The sequence below is a fragment of the Dyella sp. genome (assembly GCF_051962475.1).
Taxonomy (GTDB): Bacteria; Pseudomonadota; Gammaproteobacteria; order Xanthomonadales; family Rhodanobacteraceae; genus Dyella_A.
In genome coordinates this window covers 1-18,500 of the sequence record NZ_JBQCCF010000007.1, presented here as the reverse complement: position 1 = coordinate 18,500, position 18,500 = coordinate 1, and the positions used below count along the sequence as shown (strand labels likewise).

Annotated in this window: 19 protein-coding genes; 11 read left to right on the top strand and 8 right to left on the bottom strand. The window is 70.0% G+C overall.

Annotation, left to right across the window (positions count from 1 at the left end):
- Positions 1-273: 273 nt before the first annotated feature.
- Positions 274-432: a hypothetical protein gene (locus ACTHJF_RS00835; RefSeq protein WP_440257544.1), complete on the bottom strand. Its 159-nt coding sequence runs from the start codon at positions 430-432 to the stop codon at positions 274-276.
- 131 nt (positions 433-563) lie between these two features.
- Between ACTHJF_RS00835 and ACTHJF_RS00830 the strand changes: the two genes are divergently transcribed.
- The 11 genes from ACTHJF_RS00830 (at position 564) to ACTHJF_RS00780 (ending at position 11,104) form a co-directional block, all read left to right on the top strand.
- Positions 564-1,439, top strand: a complete 876-nt coding sequence (locus tag ACTHJF_RS00830; RefSeq protein ID WP_440265390.1) for a lysophospholipase — start codon at positions 564-566, stop codon at positions 1,437-1,439.
- Between the two features lie 174 nt (positions 1,440-1,613).
- Positions 1,614-2,696 carry an alkane 1-monooxygenase gene (locus ACTHJF_RS00825; RefSeq protein WP_440265389.1) on the top strand — a complete coding sequence of 361 codons (1,083 nt, stop codon included), beginning with the start codon at positions 1,614-1,616 and terminating at the stop codon, positions 2,694-2,696.
- Between the two features lie 944 nt (positions 2,697-3,640).
- Positions 3,641-5,107, top strand: coding sequence for a cytochrome-c oxidase, cbb3-type subunit I (gene ccoN / locus ACTHJF_RS00820; protein WP_440265388.1), 1,467 nt, complete (start codon positions 3,641-3,643; stop codon positions 5,105-5,107).
- A 10-nt stretch (positions 5,108-5,117) separates the two neighbouring features.
- Positions 5,118-5,762, top strand: a complete 645-nt coding sequence (ccoO, locus tag ACTHJF_RS00815; RefSeq protein WP_440265387.1) for a cytochrome-c oxidase, cbb3-type subunit II — start codon at positions 5,118-5,120, stop codon at positions 5,760-5,762.
- Positions 5,759-5,929, top strand: coding sequence for a CcoQ/FixQ family Cbb3-type cytochrome c oxidase assembly chaperone (locus ACTHJF_RS00810; RefSeq protein ID WP_440265386.1), 171 nt, complete (start codon positions 5,759-5,761; stop codon positions 5,927-5,929). Before ccoO ends, ACTHJF_RS00810 begins: the two co-directional genes overlap by 4 nt.
- On the top strand, positions 5,926-6,852 hold the full coding sequence (gene ccoP, locus ACTHJF_RS00805) for a cytochrome-c oxidase, cbb3-type subunit III (RefSeq protein ID WP_440265385.1): 927 nt from the start codon (positions 5,926-5,928) through the stop codon (positions 6,850-6,852). Before ACTHJF_RS00810 ends, ccoP begins: the two co-directional genes overlap by 4 nt.
- Positions 6,833-7,060 carry a hypothetical protein gene (locus ACTHJF_RS00800; RefSeq protein ID WP_440265384.1) on the top strand — a complete coding sequence of 76 codons (228 nt, stop codon included), beginning with the start codon at positions 6,833-6,835 and terminating at the stop codon, positions 7,058-7,060. The genes ccoP and ACTHJF_RS00800 overlap by 20 nt, the downstream gene beginning before the upstream one ends.
- Positions 7,057-9,294: a heavy metal translocating P-type ATPase gene (locus tag ACTHJF_RS00795; RefSeq protein ID WP_440265383.1), complete on the top strand. Its 2,238-nt coding sequence runs from the start codon at positions 7,057-7,059 to the stop codon at positions 9,292-9,294. Before ACTHJF_RS00800 ends, ACTHJF_RS00795 begins: the two co-directional genes overlap by 4 nt.
- Positions 9,291-9,542: a cbb3-type cytochrome oxidase assembly protein CcoS gene (gene ccoS / locus ACTHJF_RS00790; protein ID WP_440265382.1), complete on the top strand. Its 252-nt coding sequence runs from the start codon at positions 9,291-9,293 to the stop codon at positions 9,540-9,542. The genes ACTHJF_RS00795 and ccoS overlap by 4 nt, the downstream gene beginning before the upstream one ends.
- 39 nt (positions 9,543-9,581) lie before the next feature.
- Positions 9,582-9,992 (top strand): group III truncated hemoglobin, encoded by a 411-nt coding sequence (locus ACTHJF_RS00785; RefSeq protein WP_440265381.1) that lies wholly within the window; start codon positions 9,582-9,584, stop codon positions 9,990-9,992.
- Positions 9,989-11,104, top strand: coding sequence for a PLP-dependent cysteine synthase family protein (locus ACTHJF_RS00780; RefSeq protein ID WP_440265380.1), 1,116 nt, complete (start codon positions 9,989-9,991; stop codon positions 11,102-11,104). The genes ACTHJF_RS00785 and ACTHJF_RS00780 overlap by 4 nt, the downstream gene beginning before the upstream one ends.
- A 1-nt stretch (position 11,105) precedes the next feature.
- Here ACTHJF_RS00780 and ACTHJF_RS00775 read toward each other — a convergent pair whose 3' ends face one another.
- The 7 genes from ACTHJF_RS00775 to hemN all read right to left on the bottom strand — a co-directional run bounded on the left by ACTHJF_RS00775 (position 11,106) and on the right by hemN (position 18,444).
- The gene (locus tag ACTHJF_RS00775) at positions 11,106-11,576 is read right to left on the bottom strand and encodes a DnrO protein (RefSeq protein ID WP_440265379.1); all 471 of its coding nucleotides are present in this window, start codon (positions 11,574-11,576) and stop codon (positions 11,106-11,108) included.
- On the bottom strand, positions 11,573-12,151 hold the full coding sequence (locus tag ACTHJF_RS00770) for an SCO family protein (protein ID WP_440265378.1): 579 nt from the start codon (positions 12,149-12,151) through the stop codon (positions 11,573-11,575). The genes ACTHJF_RS00775 and ACTHJF_RS00770 overlap by 4 nt, the downstream gene beginning before the upstream one ends.
- Positions 12,148-12,993, bottom strand: a complete 846-nt coding sequence (locus tag ACTHJF_RS00765; protein WP_440265377.1) for a formylglycine-generating enzyme family protein — start codon at positions 12,991-12,993, stop codon at positions 12,148-12,150. The genes ACTHJF_RS00770 and ACTHJF_RS00765 overlap by 4 nt, the downstream gene beginning before the upstream one ends.
- Positions 12,994-12,997: 4 nt before the next feature.
- Positions 12,998-14,530: a copper-containing nitrite reductase gene (gene nirK / locus ACTHJF_RS00760; RefSeq protein ID WP_440265376.1), complete on the bottom strand. Its 1,533-nt coding sequence runs from the start codon at positions 14,528-14,530 to the stop codon at positions 12,998-13,000.
- Positions 14,531-14,647: 117 nt separating this feature from the next.
- Entirely contained in the window at positions 14,648-15,886 is a 1,239-nt protein-coding gene (locus ACTHJF_RS00755) for an NnrS family protein (RefSeq protein WP_440265375.1), read from the bottom strand.
- A 370-nt stretch (positions 15,887-16,256) separates the two neighbouring features.
- Complete coding sequence (locus tag ACTHJF_RS00750; protein WP_440265374.1) at positions 16,257-17,018, bottom strand: helix-turn-helix domain-containing protein; 762 nt, start codon at positions 17,016-17,018, stop codon at positions 16,257-16,259.
- Positions 17,019-17,043: 25 nt separating this feature from the next.
- On the bottom strand, positions 17,044-18,444 hold the full coding sequence (gene hemN / locus ACTHJF_RS00745) for an oxygen-independent coproporphyrinogen III oxidase (protein WP_440265373.1): 1,401 nt from the start codon (positions 18,442-18,444) through the stop codon (positions 17,044-17,046).
- Between the last annotated feature and the right edge of the window lie 56 nt (positions 18,445-18,500).

Here is an 18,500-nt window from a genome sequence, read left to right as displayed (position 1 = left end):
CCCCGTAGGAGCCCGCTTGCGGGCGATGCTCTTGGCTGTCGATGTACATCCAAAGCGAAAGGCATCGCCCGCGAGCGGGCTCCTACAAAGGCGGATGTGCGTTAGTTGTTTCGAGTCGCCCCGCCGGTTCCGCCGCGCCTCTCGCAACGGGCTTACCCCGACCCCGTAGGAGCCCGCTTGCGGGCGATGCTCTTGGCTGTCGATGTACATCCAAAGCGAGAAGCATCGCCCGCGAGCGGGCTCCTACAAAGGCGGGTGGGGGTGTCGGGGACTTCAGCGCTTGCCGCGCATTAAACGAATCAGCCAGCCCATCGCGAACAGGCCCAGCAGCAGGCCGATGCCGGCACCCCACAGGGCGCCGGTGCGGCCGGCGGCGAGATAGCCGATTCCGAATCCGAGCAGAAACAACAGCGGCAGTGGCAGGCAGCCCATCGACGGCGTCCGTTGGCGACACAACGCACGAGCATGCCGCAGATGCGGTGAGGGTGGCGCCGAAGCCGGCGTTGGCGTGCCATCGGCGCACGTTGCATCATGGGCCTTTACCCCACCCCCGAAAGATGCCCATGGACGTGGACGCGCGCCCGCAACCGCCTTATGCCCGTGCGCCGGAAGGTGTGCTGGATTCCCGTCCCGTGGCCGATGGACAGATGCTGGTGCGCCGGCATTGGGCGCTGCCCGGGGCCAGTCGCGCGGTGCTGCTGGTGCATGGCCTGGGTGAGCACAGCGGCCGTTACCGTCACGTCGCCGCCTGGTTCAACGCGCGCGGCTACGACGTGCTGGGCTACGACCAGCGCGGCCACGGTCTGAGTCCCGGGCCGCGCGGGGCGCTGTCGCGGGACGACGATCTGCTGTCCGACCTCGCCGCCGTGTATGCGGACTACGCGGGGTCTGCACCGGCGCTGCCGCTGCTGCTCGGTCACAGCATGGGTGGCCTGGTGGCGGCGCGCGCCGTGCTCGACGGGCGCGTGACGCCGGCCGCGCTGGTGCTGTCCTCGCCGGCCTTCCTCAACCATGAGGCGAGGTGGCTGCAGTTGCTGGCGGCGGGGCTGGCGCGCACGCTGCCGAACCTGCCGCTGCGCACCGGGCTGGCGGTGGATCACCTCTCGCACGACGCCTCGGTGGTGGCGGCGTATCGCCACGACCCGCTGTGCAGCGCGCGCATCACGCCGCGGATGGCCGACTTCATCTTCCGCGCCGGGCCCTCGTGCCTCGCCGACGCCTCGCGGCTGGCCGTGCCGACCCTGCTGCTCGCGGCCGGCGCCGATCGCCTGGTGGACGCCGCCGGCAGCCGCGAGTTCGCCGCCGCCGCGTGGGCCACGCGCCAGCTCACCGCGCGCCATTTCGACACGCTGTACCACGAGCTGTTCAACGAGGCCGAGCCCGCGCGCAGCCAGGTGATGAAGCAGCTCGGTGACTGGCTGGCGCGTCTGCCGGGCTGAGTTTTTCCCTTCATTCGTGCTGGGCACTGCCCGTGACGGCGGGCCGCGCCAGACGGCCGTGGGCGCAGGCGCTTGACTCCGGGACTGTCGCCCGGAGGCACGGCACGAAGTTTCCGCCCTGCCGGGTCCGGCACGGCTTACATCGGCTGCCGTCGCGAGCATAGACTGCCGCCCATGCGCGCCCGCGATCTCGGGTTTTTGCTGGCCTTCTCCACGGCACTGTTGCCGGCCGGAGCGTGGCAGCTCATGCGCTTCGGTGTGCCGCCCGGGCTCGCCGCCTGGTTCCCAGTGGTGTTCATCTTCGTCGTGGTGCCGTGGATCGACGCGCTGTGCGGCGACGAGCGGCGCAACGAGGACGACGCGGCTGCGGTCACCCGACTGGAGCATGCCCACTACTTCCCCATGCTCACCGCGCTGGTGGTGCCGGTGTGGCTGGGCCTGCTGGCGTGGTGCACGGCGCGTTTCGCGGCGCTGGATTCGCTGCCGGCGAAGCTGGGCTGGCTGGTGTCCACGGGCGTGATCGGCGGGGTGCTGGCGATCAATCCGGCGCACGAGCTGATCCACAAGTCCACGCGCTGGGAGCCGCTGCTCGGCGGCCTGCTGCTCACCTCGGTGGGCTACGCCGGCTTCAAGGTGGAGCACGTGCGTGGGCATCACCTGCACGTGGCCACGTCGGAGGATTCGTCCTCGGCGCGGCTGGGTGAGTCGGTCTACGCCTTCGTGCCACGCGCGCTGTGGCGCAACGTGCGCAACGCCTGGCGGCTGGAGGCGCAGCGCCTGCGCGGGCGCGGTCGCTCGCCGTGGTCATGGCGCAACGAGATGGTGGCTTGGACTGCGTTGTGGCTGGCCTTCATGGCCGCTTTCGCGTGGGCCGGCGGGTGGCGCGCGCTGGGGTTCTTCCTGCTGCAGGGGGTGATCGCCGCGGCCACGCTGGAGGTGATCAACTACGTGGAGCACTACGGCCTGGAGCGGCAGCTGATCGCCCCCGGCCGCTACGAGCGCGTCACTCATCACCACTCCTGGAACGCGCCGCAGCGCTACACCAACTGGCTGCTGTTCAACCTGCAGCGCCACTCCGATCACCACGCCGTGGCGCGCCGACGCTACCAGGTGCTGCGCCACCACGGCGACAGCCCGCAGCTGCCGGCCGGCTACGCCACCATGTTCGTGCTGGCCCTGGTGCCGCCGCTGTGGCGCCGGGTGATGAATCCGCGGGCGCTGGCCTTTCGCGTCCCAAGCGAAACAGGAGCGTTCTAGCCGCGCGGCAAAAGCAGGGCATAGCGTTTGCCTTGGTCTATCGAGGTGTCGGGGGGGGCGAGCGAGCAGATCGTGGGCGTCGAGGCGGCTTGGCGCTCGCCGCTTTAGCCCTCTCCCCTGAGCGGACTCGGGGGAGAGGGTTGGGTGAGGGGGGTGATTTGGAGGTTAGTTGTCCGCGGGGTAGCGGCGGTCGCTAGGAAGCCAGAGCCCCCTCACCCCGACCCTCTCCCCCGAACGGTGAGGCCGTTCAAGGGAGAGGGAGCAAGGCGGTGGACTTCGAGGTAGCGGGGCGCTCGCTGATTTAGCCCTCTCCCCTGAGCTTGCTCGGGGGAGAGGGTTGGGTGAGGGGGCGATTTGGAGGCTGGTTGTCTGCGGGCGCAGCGGTGGTCGCTCGGAAGCCAGAGCCCCCTCACCCCGGCCCTCTCCCCCGAACGATGAAGCTGTTCAGGGGCGAGGGAGCACGGCGGTGGGCTTCGAGGGCCGTTATTCATTACGAGGGACCGGGGATTCAGGTCTTCTTCTCCGAACAGCAAACCCCTTCGAGGGAGAGGGAGCGGATCGTGGGCGTCGAGGTGGCGCAGCGCTCGCTGCTTTAGCCCTCTCCCCTGAGCTTGCTCGGGGGAGAGGGTTGGGTGAGGGGGCGATTTGGAGGTTGGTTGTCCGCGGGGCAGCGGCGGTCGCTCGGAAGCCAGAGCCCCCTCACCCCAGCCCTTTTCCCCGAACGGCGAAGCCGTTCAAGGGCGAAGGGGCAGATCGTGGGCGTCGGGGTGGCGCGGCGTTCGCCGCTTCAGCCTTTCCGCCGATCGATGAAGCTGTTCAGGGGAGAGGGAGCCGGGCGTGGGGGCGCGTCACTCGCGCGGTGGAATGACGCATGGATTTGACGTAGGTCAGCGCCGGCCGGGTGCTGCGTACGCACAATGGCGCCATTAAACAGGGGAGGCAACATGCCGAATACGGAGTATTACAACGACAAGGTGGTGCGGCAGTTCCTGCTGGCCGCTGCGGTGTGGGGCATCATCGGCATGTCGTTCGGCGTCTACGCCGCGGCCGAGCTGATGTGGCCGGCCCTCAATTTCGACATCCCCTGGATGACCTTCAGCCGGATCCGGCCCGATCACACCTTCGGCGTGATCTTCGCCTTCGGCGGCTCGGCGCTGATGGGCACCTGCTACTACGTGGTGCAGCGCACGGGACACGCCCGTCTCGCGCTGGGCAAGCTGGCCGAATTCACCTTCTGGGGCTGGCAGCTGATCTGCGTGCTGGCGATGGTGACCATGCCGCTGGGGATTACCCAGAGCAAGGAGTACGCCGAGCCGGAGTGGTTCATCGACATCCTCATCGCGGTGGTGTGGGTGAGCTTCGGCGTGGTGTTCTTCGCCAGCCTCACCCGGCGGCGCATCCAGCATATCTACGTGGCGAACTGGTACTACGGCGCGTTCATCATCGCGGTGGGCCTGCTGCACATCGTCAACAACATCGCGCTGCCGGTGTCGCTGTGGAAGTCCTACCCGGTGTACTCCGGCGTGGTCGATGCGATGGTGCAGTGGTGGTACGGCCACAACGCGGTGGCGTTCTTCCTCACCGCCGGCTTCCTCGGGATGATGTACTACTTCGTGCCGCGTCAGGCGCAGCAGCCCCTGTGGAGCTACCGCTTCTCCATCGTGAATTTCTGGGCGCTGATCTCGGTGTACATGTGGGCCGGTTCGCACCACCTGATGTACACGGCGCTGCCGGATTGGGTGCAGTCCGTCGGCATGGCGTTCTCGCTGATCCTGCTGATGCCCAGTTGGGGCTCGGCCGCCAACGGCCTGCTCACCTTCAACGGTTCGTGGGAGAAGCTGCGCACCGACCCGGCGGCGAAGTTCATGGTGATGTCGCTGGTGTTCTACGCGGCGGCCACCTTCGAGGGCTCGATGATGGCGGTGAAGACCGTCAACTCGCTCTCGCACTACACCGACTGGACCATCGCCCACGTGCATTCGGGCTCGCTCGGCTGGGTGGCGATGATCACCATCGGCTCGCTCTACGCGATGGCGCCACGCGCGCTCGGCCGACCCGCGATGTACTCGCGCAAGGGCATGGAGTGGCACTTCTGGCTGCACATGGCCGGCACGCTCTTGTACGTCGGCTCAATGTGGACCGCCGGCGTCACCGAGGGCGTGATGTGGCGCGCCACGCAGCCGGACGGCTCGCTCACCTACGCGTTCATCGACAGCCTGGTCGCCGTCAAGCCGATGTACCTGATCCGCTGGGGCGGCGGCCTGCTGATCCTGTCGGGCATGTGGGTGATGGCGTGGAACCTGTGGCACACCGCGGCCGATGCCCGCGCGCACCTGATCAAGCCGATCCCGGTGCCGATCCCCGAGCCGGTGCCGCACCAGGTGCCCGCCCCGCTGCCGGCCGCAGGCTGAGGAGAGCACCATGGCCTACAAACATTTCGAAGCGATCGAGAAGCACGCCGGCCTGCTCGGTGTCCTCATCGCGATCATGGTGTCGATCGGCGGGCTGGCCGAGATCACCCCGCTGTTCATGGAAGCCCACGCGGTGAAGGCGCCGCCGGGGGTGAAGCCTTACGACGCGCTGCGCCTGGCCGGCAAGGACATCTACGTGCGCGAGGGCTGCTACCTGTGCCACTCACAGATGATCCGCGCGCTGCGCGCAGAAACGCAGCGCTACGGCCACTTCTCCGAGGCGGAGGAGTCGGTGTACGACCGCCCGTTCCAGTGGGGTTCCAAGCGCACCGGGCCGGACCTCGCCCGCGTCGGCGGCAAGTACTCCGACCAGTGGCAGCGCCTGCACCTGATGAACCCGCGTCAGGTGGTGCCGGTATCCAACATGCCCGGTTACCCGTGGCTGGCCGAGAAGAAGCTCGACGTGGCCGATATCCAGGCGCGCATGCGCACGCTGCGCACGCTGGGTGACCCGTACAGCGATGCCGACATCGCCGCCGCGCCGGCCGCGCTGGACGGCAAGACCGAGATGGACGCGCTGATCGCCTACCTGCAGGGCCTGGGCATCAGGAACGAGCCGGTGGCCGCGGCCAAGACGGCGGGAGCGGCGCCATGATCAGTCCTGTGTGGGGTCACGTCACCGGGGTGGTGACCGTCGTGCTGATGGTCATCTTCGTCGCGATCTGGATCTGGGCCTGGCGCAAGCATCATCGCGCCACGTTCCAGCGCATGGCCGCGCTGCCGATGGAAGACGGCGCACCGAATTCGGAGGAGCACGCATGAGCACGGGCTGGTCGTTGTGGGTGATGTTCCTGATCGTGCTCAATCTGGGCATCACGCTGTTCCTGTTCCTGTGGGGTCCGCGCGCGAAGATTCCGGTGCAGCCGGACGGCACCAGCGGCCACGTGTGGGCGCACGGCGTGCTGCGCGAGGGCGTGCGCAAGCTGCCGCTGTGGTGGCTGCTGTTCTCCGGCGCCATGTTCGTTGTGGGGTTCGCCTACCTGGCGCTGTACCCGGGGTTCGGCAATCACAAGGGCATCCTGGGCTGGACCGCGCACGGCGAGCTGGCGCGCGACGTGGCTGCCAACGACGCCAAGCTCGACGAGCTGCTGGTGCGTTTCCGCCAGTATCCGGTGGAGCAGCTGGCTGGCGATCCGTCGGCGATCCAGATGGGCAAGCAGCTGTTCCTCGACAACTGCGAGGCCTGCCACGGTCGCGAAGGCCGAGGCAACACGCTGCTCGGTGCGCCGAACCTCACCGACCACGACTGGCTCTACGGCGGCGACGGCAAGGCCATCCTCACCAGCATCCAGAACGGCCGTGCCGGTGTGATGCCGCCGTGGTCCAGCCTGGGCGAGCAGAACGTAAAGAACCTCGCGCAGTACGTGCTGAGCCTGTCCGGCGCGCCGCACGACGCGGCGATGGCGGCGGCCGGCCAGCCGCTGTTCGCCACCTGTGCCGCATGCCACGGGCCGGAGGGCAAGGGCAACCAGGCGCTGGGGGCGCCCAACCTCACCGATACCATCTGGCTGCACGGCGGCACCGTGGCCGACATCGAGCGCACCATCGGCGGCGGTCGCCAGGGCGCGATGCCGGCGTGGAGTTCGCGCCTGACCGAAGACCAGATGCGCGTGCTCGCCGCCTACGTCTACCACCTCGCCCATCCGGCCACGGCGGCCGCACCCGATGTCCAGGCCGCCCGCTGATCGCAGCGGCGCCTGGTACCGCCAGCCGGTGCTGTGGCTGGGCGCGGCGGTGTTCACCGCGTCGATGGCTGGCTGTATCTGGATCATCATGGTCGGCGCACGGCACGACGACGTGCCGGTCGATGCGCCGCACCCGGTGTTCGGCGTGCCCGCACGCCATGCCGCGCCGGCCGCCTCGACGCCTGCGCCGGCGTCCACCGCGCCATGAACAGCGCCTGGGCCCAGCCGCAGCTGGCCGCGCAGGTGCTGCGGCCGCGGCGCGACGGTCGCGCCGAAGTGACCCTGCGCGTGGCGCCGCTGGCCGACGCCCGCCGCGTGCTGCGGCTGGAGCAGGCGCTGCGCGCTCTGCCCGGAGTGCAGCGGGTGGGTGTGGACGTAGCCAGCCAGCGCGTGTCGGTGGTGTGGGAACCGGCACGCCAGAGCCTGCCCGGTCTGCTCGACGCGATCGCCAGTATCGGCTGCCGCGCGCAGCCGCTGCCGCGCGCACGGGTGGATGAAGACCCGCGCCGCGAGGCGCACGACGCGCTCAAGCGCCTGCTGGTGGCCGGCATGTGTGCGATGCAGGTGATGACCTACGCGTTCGTGATCTACCTCGGCGTGGTCGACTTCGTCGACTTCAGCACGCGCAACCTGTTCCGCTGGCTGGGGCTGTTCACCACGCTGCCGATCGTGTTCTATGCGGCGCTGCCGTTCTACCTCGGCGCCCTCGACGAGCTGCGCGCGCGCCGCTTCGGCATCGACCTGCCGGTGGCGCTGGCGGTGCTGCTGGTGTTCGCCGCCAGCACCTGGAACACCTGGCGCGGCGTCGGCGAGATCTATTTCGATTCGGTAAGCATGTTCGTGTTCCTGCTGCTGCTGGCGCGGCACATCGAGATGCGCGCGCGCCATCGCAGCGGCGCACTGGGCGATGCCGCGGTGGACGCCGCGCCGCTGCTGGCCGAACGCTGGCGCGCCGACGGCACGCTGGAAACGGTGGCCGCGCTGGCCCTGCTGCCGGGCGATCGCGTTCACGTGGCCGAAGGCGGCACAGTGCCGGCCGACGGCATGCTGGAAAGCGCGTGGGCGGAGCTGGACGAATCGCTGCTGTCGGGCGAGTCGCGGCCGCAGCGGCGCGCCGCCGGCGCCGCGGTGGTGGCCGGCAGCGTGCTGGTGTCCGGCACCGCGGAGTTGCGCGTCACCCACAGCGGCGAGGCCACCGCCGCCGCGCGCATCGGCGCGCTGGCGCGGCGCGCGCGCGGCAGCCGGCTGGCCCGCCTGCGCCACGGCGGCGATCCGGCGGTGGCGCGCTTCGTCGCGCGCGTGCTGGTACTCACCGCACTCACCGCGCTGGGGTGGCTGCTGGTGGATCCTTCGCGCGCGTTCGAAGCGGCCGTGGCGGTACTGGTGATCGCCTGCCCTTGCGCCTTCGCACTCACTGCGCCGGCCACGCGCACGCGTGCGTTCGGCGTACTCGCCGCGCGCGGCGTGCTGGTCACCGACGCCGTGGCGTTGGAAACGCTGGCCCGCGTCGACTACGCATTGTTCGACAAGACCGGCACGCTCACCGAACCGCAGTTCACTCGCGCGGCAATCCATCCGCAGCGCGGGCTCGATGTCGATCACTTATTGCGCCTGGCCGCGGCACTCGCGCAGGAGAGCAGCCACCCGCTGGCGCGCGCGCTGACCCGCCTTGCCTTCGCCGGCCCTGCCGCGGCGCCGCTGACGGCGCGCGATGTGCGCGTGCATGCCGGCGCGGGCGTGTGTGGCGTGGTGGAGAACGTGCCGCTGTGGCTGGGTCGCGCCGACTTCGCGCTCACCGCCAGCGGCCAGAAGGATACGGGGGAGGGAACGGCCGGCACGCTGGTGCTGGCCGATGCGCAGGGCGAGCTGGCCCGCTTCGCGGTGGACGACGGGCTGCGCGACGCGGCCCGCACTACCGTCGCCGAGCTGCGCGCGCAGGACGTGACGCTGGCCATCGCCAGCGGTGACGATCTGGCGCGCGTAGCCACGGTGGCGCATGCGCTGGAGGTGGACGCCTGGTCTGCCCGCCAGTCGCCAGCGGACAAGCTCGCCCTGCTGCAGGCCGCAAGCGCCGACGGCCGCGTCACCCTGGCGGTGGGCGACGGCAGCAACGATGCGCCGGTGCTGGCCGGGGCGGATGTTTCCGCCGCACTGGCCAGCGGCACCGAGCTGGCGCAGGTGCATGCCGATCTGCTGCTCGCGGATGGACGTCTGGACGGCCTGCTCGACGCCCGCGCCGTGGCCATGCAGATGCAACGCATCGCCGCGCAGAGCCGGCGCTGGGCGCTGGGCTACAACCTGGTGGCGGTCCCGTTCGCCGCGTTCGGCCTGGTGCCGCCGTGGCTGGCCGGCATCGGCATGGCGCTGAGTTCGCTCGGCGTGGTGCTCAATGCGCTGCGCGTGGGTCGCACCGCCGCCGCATCGCCGGTGCTGCGCGCATGAACATCATCCTGGTGCTGATTCCGGTGACGCTGCTGGTGGTGGGCGTGGGCGTGGCGCTGTTCTTCTGGGCGGTGAACCACCAGCAGTTCGACGACCTGGACAGCCCCGGCATCGTGCCGTTGCTGGAGGATGATCCAGATCAGGGCGCGCGCGCCGGCACGCGCGCATCCTCCGAGGCCACGGATGCGGTCGGCCCAACATCCGACGACATGGCCGACCGCTTCGATCCCCCGCCTCCGCGCGCCTAGCCCTCCCCGGCGGCGCGCATCGCTCGAGTCAACGCCCGCATGCATGCCGCCGTCACGCCCCCCAGCGAAGCCGAACTGGCCACCCTCGTCGACCGCTTCTACGAGCAGGTGCGGCGCGATCCCGAGCTCGGTGCCGTGTTCAATCCGGCGGTGCACGACTGGGCCGAGCACAAGCAGCTGCTGACCACGTTCTGGTGCTCGGTGGCGCGCCGCGCCAACAGCTACCGCGGCAACCCGATGGCCGCGCACCAGCGCCACCCGGTGCGTGCCGAGCACTTCGATCGCTGGCTCGCGCTGTGGCGCGCCACCTGCGCCGAGGTGCTGGACGCGAGCGGGGCGGCACTGATGATCGACTACGCCGAGCGCATCGGGCAGAGCCTGAAACTCGGGCTGGGCCTGCGTCCGCGCGGGCGCGACCTCGGCGTGCCGATCGTGGCGCGGCGGCCGTGAGCATCGCGACCGACCTGCTGCCCTTGCCGTCGTCTGGCCGCGAGTGGGTGCACGGTGCGCTCGAATGCCTGGCGCAGGAGGCCGCACGCTCGGCCGACACGCATTTGCTCAAGCTCGATCTGCCGGCCTTCCCCGGCATCGACATCTACCTGAAGGACGAATCCGCGCATCCCAGCGGCAGCCTCAAGCACCGCCTCGCGCGCTCGCTGTTCCTGTACGCGCTGTGCAACGGTCGCCTGCACGCGGGGCAGACCGTGGTGGACGCCTCCTCCGGCAGCACCGCCATCTCCGAGGCGTGGTTCGCGCGCCTGCTCGGCCTGCCGTTCATCGCGGTGATGCCGGCCGGCACCGCGCCGGGCAAGGTGCGCGACGTGCAGGCGCTGGGCGGACGCTGCGACCTGGTCGACGACCCGGCCGAAGTGCTCGCCGCGGCGAACGCGCACGCGGTCCACGGCGCCTGCTTCCTCGACCAGTTCGGCCTGGCCGATCGCGCCACCGACTGGCGCGGCAACAACAACATCGCCGAGTCGATCCTCGGCCAGATGGCGCGCGAACGCTCGCCCGAGCCGACCTGGATCGTCTGCAGCGCCGGCACCGGCGGCACCTCGGCGACCATCGGCCGCTACCTGCGCTATCGCCGCCTGCCCACCCGCCTGTGCCTGGCCGAACCGACCGGCAGCGCCTTCGTCGAAGGCTGGCGTCGACACGATCGCCACGCGGTGGCCAGCCGGCCGACCGTGATCGAAGGCATTGGCCGGCCCCGGGTGGAGCCGGGCTTCGTGTTCGAGGTGGTCGACCGCGTGCTGGAAGTGCCCGATGCGGCATCCATCGCCGCCGCGTGGCTGCTGGAGGAGCTGCTCGGTCGCCGCTACGGCGGCTCGTCCGGCACGCAGTTCGTCGCCTGCCTGCGGCTGGCCGCGGCCATGCGTGCGCGCGGCGAGCGCGGCAGCATCGTCAGCCTGTTGTGCGACCGCGGCGAGCGCTACACCGAGACGCTGTTCGACCGCGCGTGGCTGCGTGCGCACGGCATCGACACCGCGCCGTGGGAGGCGCGCCTGCGCGCGGTGCTGCGCGACGGCCGCGGCTTCGACGACGACGGCGCGGTGATCTGAGCTACCTCTCCTGAGGCGTCGCCGGCGCGGCCCAGCCCGGATCGGCGAAGTAGCGCGGGTAGTCGGCGACCGCCTCGCGCATCGCCTGCACCTGGGCCATATTGTCCGGGTGTGTCTTCAGCGCCTGCGCGGCGGCGAGCAGCGGCACCAGCATGTGGTGCAGCACGACGTCGCGCTCTTCCGGCAGCTTGCAGGTGGCGAAGATGTCGGCGGCGGCCTGTTCGATCAGGCCAACCCGGTCCAGCGCCATCGTGGCGTCCATGTGGCCCATCTCGTAGTGGCGCAGTTCCTCCAGTGCAACGTGGATACGGCCCATGCCGCCCTGCAGCGCGTCGTCGGCGGGCCAGCGCGCGGCTGGTGCGGGTGCCGGTGCGGTATCGCCGGGCGCGGCGTGATGTGCGTGCTGCGCGAAGGCCGCACCGGGGAAAGGCAGCGCGAGCAGGCCGAGGAAAAAGACGCGAGCGATATTCATGGCTTTGTCCCGGCAAGTTGGCGCACGGCGGTGACGAAGGCCGGATCGGTGCGCCCGATGATCGTGCTGCGCGCCACGATGCGGCCGTCCGCATCGAGCAGCAGCAACACGCTGGAATGGTTGAAGTCGCCGTTCGGCAGCGGGCGGTATTGCACGCCGAGCAGGGCGGCGATGGCACGCGTGTCGCCCGGCGTGGCGTGCGCCAGCGTCCACCAGCGCAGGTCGAGCCGGTGCGCGGCGGCGTAGCGGCGCAGCGCGTCGGTGTTGTCGCGCGCCGGGTCGAAGCTGATCGCCAGCAGGCCCAGCGCGGCCGGATCGCCGGCGGCGCGGCGGGTGGCCTTCATGGTGTCGATGATCATCGGGCAGACCATGGTGCACGAGCTATAGAACATGCTCACGATCTGTGGCGTGCCGCGGCGCGCGGCCCACGGTGCGGTGTGGCCGTCCTGGTCGGTGAGGGTGGCGGCGAGCTGGTAGACCGAGTCGCCGGGCAGCGTGGGGGCCGGGCTTGCCGGTGCGGCGAGGGCGTTGCCTGACAGCAGGGCGCCGAGCAGGAGGAGGGCGAACCGTTTCATGGGGTGCTCGCTTCGGGGGCGGTGGATGTGGTGCGCGTGGGGGATGGAGGAGATGCGTCGAGGTGCGCGCTCGCCAGCGGGCGCGCGCAGCGGAAGCCGAGGTTGGGTGTGGTGTCGACGGCCTTCAGCGCGGACAGCATCGCCACCCGCATCAGCGTGGCGTAGTTCTCCTTCTGCTGCAGGCTGATCGCGCCGGCACCGCAGAACTTCAGCTTGTCGGCGCCGTCCTGGTCGCGACTGTCGCTGCCCACCAGCAGGGCGTTGAAGTCGTCCACCCACTCCCACACCAGGCCGTTGAGATCGCGCACGCCGTGCAGGTCGGCCGCGCCGCCGATCGCCGGCAGCGCGTGCGAGGACGGGCGGCTGTACCAGTCCAGCACGCGCTCGCGCCAGGCCGAATCGCTGCGCGCGTCGGCGCGGGTGGCGTCTGCCGCGGCGGCCATCTCCCACTCGTACCAGTTCGGCAGGCGGGCGTGTTCGCTCTCGCAGTAGGCCTGCGCGGCGAACCAGCTCACCCGGGTGACCGGCTGTGCCGGCAGGGCATCGGGGCCGAGTGCGTCCGCAGCGGCCCAGTGCGACAGGTAGCGGCCGTCGGCGAAGATCGGCGCCACCCGATCGCGCCGCCACTGCGGATGCTTGATCACGAAGGCCAGGAACTCGGCGTTGGTCACCGGCTCGCTGCGCAGCGCGAACGGCACCACCTGCGCCGGCGCATCCTTGCCGTCGGCCGGCACCACACTGGCGAAACGGCCACCGGGCAGCGGCCGGTAGTCCGCTGCGCTGGCCACGGCCGGTGCAGCAGCCAGCGCGAGCATCGCGATCAGCAGCGCGCGGGCGCGCATCGGCTCAGTGCTCCGCAGTGGGCGCGGCGGCCGGCTGAGCGCGCACCTTGGTCACCTCGTCCTTGCTCACCTGGCCACCGGGATTGTCCCAGCTGTTGAGCACGTAGGTGAGGATGTTGGCTACCTCGTCGTCGGTGAGCTGGGTCATCGGCGGCATCACCGAGTCGTACTCCTTGCCGTTGACGGTGACCTTGCCCGTGAGCCCGTGCAGCGGGATGCCGATCAGGTGCTCGCGCGTCTGCTTGGCGAGGTAGTCGGACTTGGCCAGCGGCGGGAACACCCCCGGCAGGCCCTGACCGTTGGCCTGGTGGCAGACCGAGCAGGTACCGGTGAACAGTTGCTTGCCCGCGGCGATCTGGTCGGCCTTGCTCAGCGTGCCGGCGGCATTCGCCTTGGCCGCCGTGCTCACCGCGTGCAGGTTGGGCTCGGCGCGGTCGCCGAGGTAGACCGAGTCCACTTCCTTGCCCGAATAGATCGCCTTGTTCTCCGGGCCGTCGACTTTCAGGATGCCCAGCGCGCCCTTGTTGAAGGCGCGGAAGATCGAGTGGTCCACCAGCACGTAGCTGCCCGGCACCTGGGTCTTGAACTCGACCATCGCCGCGCCGCCGGAGGGGATCAGCGTGGTCTGCACGTTGTGCTGCTCCACGGTGCCGCCTTCCTGGCGCACGGTGTCGAAGATCTCGCCGATCACGTGAAAACTGGAGACCAGGTTCGGGCCGCCGTTGCCGATGAACAGCCGCACCTTTTCACCGACCTTGGCGGTCAGGGCCTTGTCGCCGGTGAGCGCGCCCTCGTGGCCGTTGAACAGCACGTAGGTCGGCTTCTCGTCGATCGCCTTGTCCATGTCGAAGGCCTGGTGGCCCTTCTCGCGGTACTTGCCCACCGTGTAGAAGTCGCCCTGCATCACGTAGTACTCGTGGTCGACCTTGGGCATGCCCTCCGGCGGCTCGACCAGGATCAGCCCGTACATGCCGTTGGCGATGTGCATGCCCACCGGCGCGGTGGCGCAGTGATACACGTACACGCCCTGGTTGAGCGCCTTGAAGGTGAACTGCGACTCGTGCCCCGGCGCGGTGAAGCTCGACGCCGCGCCGCCGCCGGGGCCGGTGACGCCGTGCAGGTCGATGTTGTGCGGCATCTTCGAATCGGGCGAGTTCTTCAGGTGGAACTCCACCGTGTCGCCCTGGCGTACGCGGATGAAGCTGCCCGGCACGGTGCCGCCGAAGGTCCAGTAGGTGTAGCTGACGCCCTCGGAGATCGGCATCTCCTTCTCGATCACTTCCAGCTCCACGATCACCTTGGCCGGGTAGTTGCGGTGGATCGGCGGCGGCACGTTCGGCGGACTGGTGAGCACGGCGTGGATCGGCTCGCCCTGCGGCGGGCCGAAGTCACCCGGGTCGGTGGCCGACGCCGCCGCCGCGGCGGTCGGTGCGGGTGGCGCGGCTCCGGTGGAGCCCGTGGCTTCGGGCTTGCCCGAGCAGGCGGCCATCGCCAATACGCTGGCCGTGGCCAGCAACATGCGCAGCATCTTCGACATGATCCTTCCCCTTCGTTTCCGTACGAGCAGGTTAGGGCGTCGACAGGCGGCACCCCTGACGCAGATCAGCCAGAAAAGCTTACGCCTGCACTGCGACAAGCCGCCACGCCCTGGCGCTCAGCCCGGCTTGCCGTCCGCGCGCGGGGTCAGGTAGATCCAGGCCGAGCGCAGCACCCACGGCGCGAAGGCGATCAGCCAGCCCGCCGCGGCGAGCACCAGCCAGCGGTAGCTGTCCAGCCCCAGTTCGGCGCGCACGCGCAGCGCCACCACACCCTGCAGCAAGACGAAGCACAACCACGGCACCGCGCCCATCTGCAGCAGGCGGCCGGAATGGCCCTGCGTCACCCGCGTCACCATCGCCACCAGCATCGAGCCGAAGTAGCCGATGGTCAGCACGTGCAGCGGGGCCAGCCCGAGCACGTTCTCACCGGTAGCCAGCTGCCACGCGCTCTGCAGCGCGTACAGCGCGAACGCCACGGGCAGCCACGCAAACGCCAGATGCAGCGCCAGCAGCAGGCCCGGCCGGCGCGCCTGCCACGGCCGCCACATCAGCGCGTGCGTGGCGAACAGCAGCGCCAGCGATGCATCGGCCAGCCAGCGCCAGGCCTGCGCGCCGGCCAGCTCGAGCGCTACGTGCGCCGTCAGCAGCGTCCACGCCAGCACCAGGCTCGCGCGCGGCCGCCACATGCGGTAGCCGGGGATCACGTTCGCGCTGAAGAACGGAATCATCCGGTGGCACACGCTGAAGTAGATCGGCAGCAGGAAGCCGAACACGCCCAGCCGGATCGCCAGCGTCATCGCCACCGGCGGGGCGCCGGACAGCGCGGCCAGTCCGGCGATCAGTCCCCCGCTGCCCACCGCCAGCGCCCCCAGGTACGACCATGCATGCGCCTGCCGTGCCGTGGAAGCGGCCAGCACCTGGGCCAGCGTGACCAGCGCCACGCCGTAGCCGATGGCGATCAGCAGCACGCCCGCGCGCAACAGCGCGAGGCTGCCGAGCAGGCCGGCATGCGCCAGCAGATAGCCGCCGAACACCGTGCCGGCCACCGGCACGTAACGCCGGCGCGGCAGCGCGGTGCGGTCCAGCCAGCGGGGAAACACGGTGAGCAGGAAGCCGAACATGAAAAGCGGCAGCATCCCGTAGACGGTGAGCAGCGCATGCCCCCACGTCGGGGGCACCGGCGGCTGCGGCCAGTGCCCCCAGCCGTAGCGCAGCGACGCCAGCTGCAGCGCCCACCACGCCATGCTGATGAGCACCGCACAGGTACCGGCGAAGAACAGCAGGCGATGCGGCGCTTGGGCGAGGATGTCCGGCACGGGCAGCGGCGTGGGCGGGGTGATCACGGTAGCGCGCATGACGGCACTCGGAACGAAGCGAGGCCACCATGCTGGTGACGGTGCCGGGCCGGTGCCCTGATCTGGGTCAGTGTGGGCGGTGTCCGGGAGGTGGCATCACCGCGATTCCCCCGGGCTAGATCGCGCCAAGGCTTTCACCTCAATGTGGTGACAGCCGGGATCGCACGGTGGATTCCCTCCCTGTCCATGCGGGAGTGAGGAGCTATGGCGAGGCACTGGCGAGCGGGAACGCACACCGCCGAGGGCGAGTCGAATCATGGAGCCCGCCGCGCCAACCGGCGTCACGCACGACAGGGCATCGCATCAGCGGCGTCCCAGGCGTTCTCGCGACAGAGGCACGCTCCACAGGAGCACGGCCATCGCGCGTCGCTCAATCCGGCAGCAGGTTCTGCCCGATCTTTTCCAGCCCCTTCACGTCGAGCAGCTCCAGCTCGCGGCCGTCGATGGCGATGAGGTTCTGGCTGCGAAAGCGTGTCAGCACCCGGCTCACCGTTTCCGAGGCCAGGCGCAGGTAGTTGGCGATATCGCCGCGCGACATGCTCAGCGCAAAGCGCGTTCCGGAGAAGCCGCGCGCGGCGTAGCGGCGGCCCAGGTCACACAGGAACGCAGCCATGCGCTCGTCGGCGCTGTGGTCGCCGGCCAGCAGGCTGGCAGTGCCGAGCTCCTTGCTGAGCAGGCGGAACAGATGCTGCTGCACGGCCGGCATGCGCGCAGCCAGCGCACTCATGGCAGGAAACGAGAAGCGGCAGAACTGCGCGTTTTCCAGCGCGATCGCGTCGCACGGGAAATGCTCCGGATAGATCGCGTTGAGCCCGATTACCTCGCCGGGCAGGTAGAAGCCCAGCACCTGCTCGCGGCCTTCCTTGTCGACCAGGCAGGTCTTCACCGTACCGGCGCGCACCGCGAAGATCGCGCGGAACGGATCACCGGTGCGGAACACGTGGTCGCTGGAGCGATAGGGCCCCACGTGCTCCACCAGGCAGTGCAGGGCCTCCAGCTCGGGCTTGCCGTAGCCCACCGCTATACAGGCGCCGGCGAAGGCGCAGGTGCGGCAGAAACGGACCTCGTCGCCATCGTTGGCGATCGGGCTGGGCGGATCGGGCAGGCGGCCTGCCGGATGGCTGGAGCGCATCGTGGGTGACAACCGGTGGCGTGGGTCAGATGGCGCGCGAGTAGCGTGCCGGCGATGCCTCGTCATCGAGATAGGCATCGAAGCACATGGCGATGATACGCAACAGCAGGCGGCCTCGCGAAGTCACCCGGATCATGCGCTCGTCCAGCGTCACCAGGCCGTCATCGGCCATCGCGCGTAGCCGCTCCAGCGCCTGCGCAAAGTAGGTGTCGAACAGCAAGCGGTGGCGCGCGCCGAAGGCAGCCATGTCCAGCTCGCCGTGGCACATCAGCTCGCCGATCGCGGCACGGCGGATCACGTCGTCCTCGTCCAGCAGCAGGCCGCGCGCCACCGGCAGGCGGCCGGCGTCCAGCGCGGCGTAGTAGCCGGTGAGGTCGCGCGCGTTCTGGCTATAGCTGTCGCCGATGCGGCCGATCGCGCTCACGCCCAGGCCCACGATGTCGCAATCGCCGTGGGTGGAATAACCCTGGAAATTGCGCTGCAGCTGGCCGGCGCGTTGCGCCCGCGCCAGCTCGTCGTCGGCGCGGGCGAAATGGTCCATGCCGATGTAGACGTACCCGGCCGCGGTGAGCCGTTCGAGCGCGCGGCCGAACAGCGCCAGCCGGGTCGCCGGATCGGGCAGCTCGGCCGCCTCGATCTGCTGCTGCGCCTTGAACATCGCCGGCAGGTGCGCGTAGCCGTAGACCGCTACACGATCCGGCGCCAGCGCGATCACTTCGGTGAGCGTGCGGTCGAAACCGTCCAACGTCTGCCGCGGCAGGCCGTAGATGAGGTCCACGCTGGCCGAGACGAAGCCCGTTTCGCGCGCGGCGTGCAGCACTTCGGCGGTCTGCGCCACGCTCTGGATGCGGTTCACCGCCGCCTGCACGGCGGGGTCGAAATCCTGGATGCCGACCGAGATGCGATTGAAACCAAGCTCGGCCAGCCCGTGAATGTAGGCCGCGTCGGCGAAGCGCGGGTCGATCTCGATGCCGTACTCGCGCTGCTCGTCGCGGACGAAGCTGAAATGCCGCGCCAGCGACTCCATCAGCTCGCGCATGCGCGGCAGGTCGAGGAAGTTCGGCGTGCCGCCGCCGAAGTGCAGCTGGCGCACCGGGCGGTCGCGGTCGAACAGCGGCGCGATCAGCTCGATCTCGCGATACAGCCGTTCGAGGTAGCGGTCGGCCTTGGTGATGTCGCGGGTGATCACGCGGTTGCAGCCGCAGTAGAAGCACGGGCTCATGCAGAAGGGCACGTGCACGTACAGCGACAACGGGCGCGGGATCGGCTCCTGGTTGGACTGGCGGATCGCCTCGCGCAGCGCCGCCTCGCCGAAGCCCGCATGGAAGTGCGGCGCGGTGGGGTAGCTGGTGTAGCGGGGGCCGGCGGTGTCGTAGCGCTCGATCAGCGCCGGGTCGAAGGCAGGGGCGGCAAGGGCGTGGCTCATGGGGCCAGTGTGCCGGTGGCCCCCGAGTGGGTCTTGACCGAGGTCAAGGCGCGATC